Origin of the sequence: Microaerobacter geothermalis, from assembly GCF_021608135.1 — a bacterium.
Taxonomy (GTDB): domain Bacteria; phylum Bacillota; class Bacilli; order DSM-22679; family DSM-22679; genus Microaerobacter; species Microaerobacter geothermalis.
In genome coordinates, this window is record NZ_JAKIHL010000077.1 from 1 (window position 1) to 2,347 (window position 2,347).

The following is a 2,347-nucleotide window of genomic DNA, read 5'->3' on the forward strand; positions in this document are numbered from 1 at the left end:
CCTTGAATCAGTTGTTCAATGACTTTGTAACGCTTCAACTCTTTTTTGCTCAAAGTTATTCTCTCCTGTCCCATAGTGACATTTTCACTGATGCGTTACAATATGACAATATCACAGACGTTCAACATTTTAACATTGTTTTATTGACAAATCATCAAGAGTTTGTTATATTGCTACTCATAATTGAATTTGTTTCGGATGAAAGCTGCGGAAGCATTTCAGTGACCGCAGTCGGACGAACCCTTGGAGAGATCTGGATTCAGGCGCCGAAGGGGAAACTTGTATAGGGAAGAAGCTATACAGGGAAACTCTCAGGCAAAAGGACAAGGGCAGTGGACGGGAATATGATTCGCGTTTCTGCTTTTATTTGTATAACCAATCCAGATGGGTTGGTTTTTTTATTTTGAAGTAAATGGACAAGGAGAGGAAGAATGTGGGGAATCGTGTGGTAGTTAGTGTTGTTGGGAGGGATCAAATCGGCATTATTGCAAGAGTGACAGCCATATTGGCCCAACAACAAGTGAATGTACTGGACATCAGTCAGACGACGATGCAGGAGTTATTTACCATGATTATGGTTGTGGATATGGAGAAATGTCCGGTCTCATTGGAGACGCTCCAGGAATATTTATTTGTTGTAGAACAGGAGATGGGATTAAAGATTTCGCTGCAGCATGAAGACATATTTAAAGTCATGCATCGATTATAGGAGGAAATGAACATGTCATTGGCATTACAGGAAATCATAGAAACCATCAAAATGGTTCAAATGGAAAATTTAGATATCCGGACATTAACAATGGGAATCAATCTCCATTCCTGTGTAGATTCCAATTTTTTGGCAATGAAACAAAAGGTTTATGACAAAATCACACGATCTGCCGAAAGATTGGCACAGGTTGCATCCCAGTTAGAAAAAGAGTATGGAATCCCTATTATTAACAAACGGGTTGCTGTTTCACCGGTTAGCTCCTTATTATCTTCCTCTTCTGTTGAAGAGGCCCAGGATTTGGCAATTATCTTGGATTTGGCGGCAAAAGAGATTGGAATCGATTTTATCGGCGGGTTTTCTGCCTTGGTTCATAAAGGGATTACCAATGGTGACGAAGTGCTTCTCTCCTCATTGCCATCGGTATTGTCAAAAACGGAAAGAGTCTGTTCGTCTGTTTCAGTAGCAACAACCAAAGCGGGAATCAATATGGATGCCGTATATCGGATGGGATATATTATCAAAGAAACGGCAGAGAAAACGGCCCTGCAAGGGGGGCTGGGATGTGCCAAGTTGGTGGTTTTTTGCAATCCTCCGGAAGACAATCCTTTTATGGCGGGTGCATTTCATGGAGCAGGAGAAGCTGAGAAGGTCATCCATGTTGGCATCAGCGGACCGGGAGTTGTATTAAATGCATTGAAAAAATGGCCTGATTCCGACTTGACTAAGATTGCCGATGTCATTAAAAAGACCGTATTTAAAATTACCAGGGCCGGTCAATTGATCGGAAAGGAAGCAGCAAATAGATTAAGTATTCCTTTTGGGATTGTAGATTTATCCCTTGCCCCGACCAATGCCCATGGGGATAGTGTTGCTGAGATTCTGGAGGAAATGGGCCTTGAAAGGTGCGGAACGCATGGTACGACAGCAGCTTTGGCTCTCCTAAATGATTCAGTTAAAAAGGGAGGATTGATGGCTGCCGATTTAGCCGGGGGATTGAGTGGTGCGTTTATCCCTGTCAGTGAAGATAATGGAATGATCCGGGCTGTTCAAGATGGGGCCTTAACTCTAACCAAGTTGGAAGCCATGACATGTATCTGTTCCGTTGGACTGGATATGATTGCGATTCCCGGAGATACCCCGGCTGAGACCATAGCCGGAATCATTGCTGATGAGTCGGCCATTGGAATGATCAACCGTAAAACGACGGCTGTACGCATTATTCCGGTACCCGGAAAAGTAAAAGGGGAGATGGTGGAATTTGGGGGATTGTTAGGGAGGGCTCCTGTAATGGAAATCAACCATTTTTCATCGGAAAAATTTATAAAAAGGGGCGGCAGAATTCCAGCTCCCATTCAAGCCTTTACCAATTAACTTTTAATTTCTATAAACGGAACTAAACTTACATGACCCGAAGGGTCACAAATTCGCATGAAAATAATTCCATCCAGTAGTTACCTAGTTACTGTATCATCGTTATCTTTCCATAATTGAAATTGAACAGGGGAATGGGTAAGTCGTAAATCTTTATGGTGGTAGCAATATCAGACCCCGCGAACTAAACGGACAGCATCGATCATTGAGCACAAATTCCTGTTGCTGCGAGCACGAATATCAAATTACTGTTTGTCTCTGATC

The 2,347-nt window shown here is 42.7% G+C and carries 2 protein-coding genes and 1 riboswitch; both genes read left to right on the top strand.

Translation table 11 applies throughout. From position 1 onward, the window contains the following. The first annotated feature begins 233 nt into the window (after positions 1 to 233). Positions 234 to 337: riboswitch (glycine riboswitch) on the top strand. Between the two features lie 96 nt (positions 338 to 433). Further along, on the top strand, positions 434 to 709 hold the full coding sequence (locus tag L1765_RS15795) for an ACT domain-containing protein (RefSeq protein ID WP_236408431.1): 276 nt from the start codon (positions 434 to 436) through the stop codon (positions 707 to 709). 12 nt (positions 710 to 721) lie between these two features. Continuing rightward, complete coding sequence (locus tag L1765_RS15800) at positions 722 to 2,083, top strand: PFL family protein (protein WP_236408432.1); 1,362 nt, start codon at positions 722 to 724, stop codon at positions 2,081 to 2,083. Positions 2,084 to 2,347 lie beyond the last annotated feature (264 nt).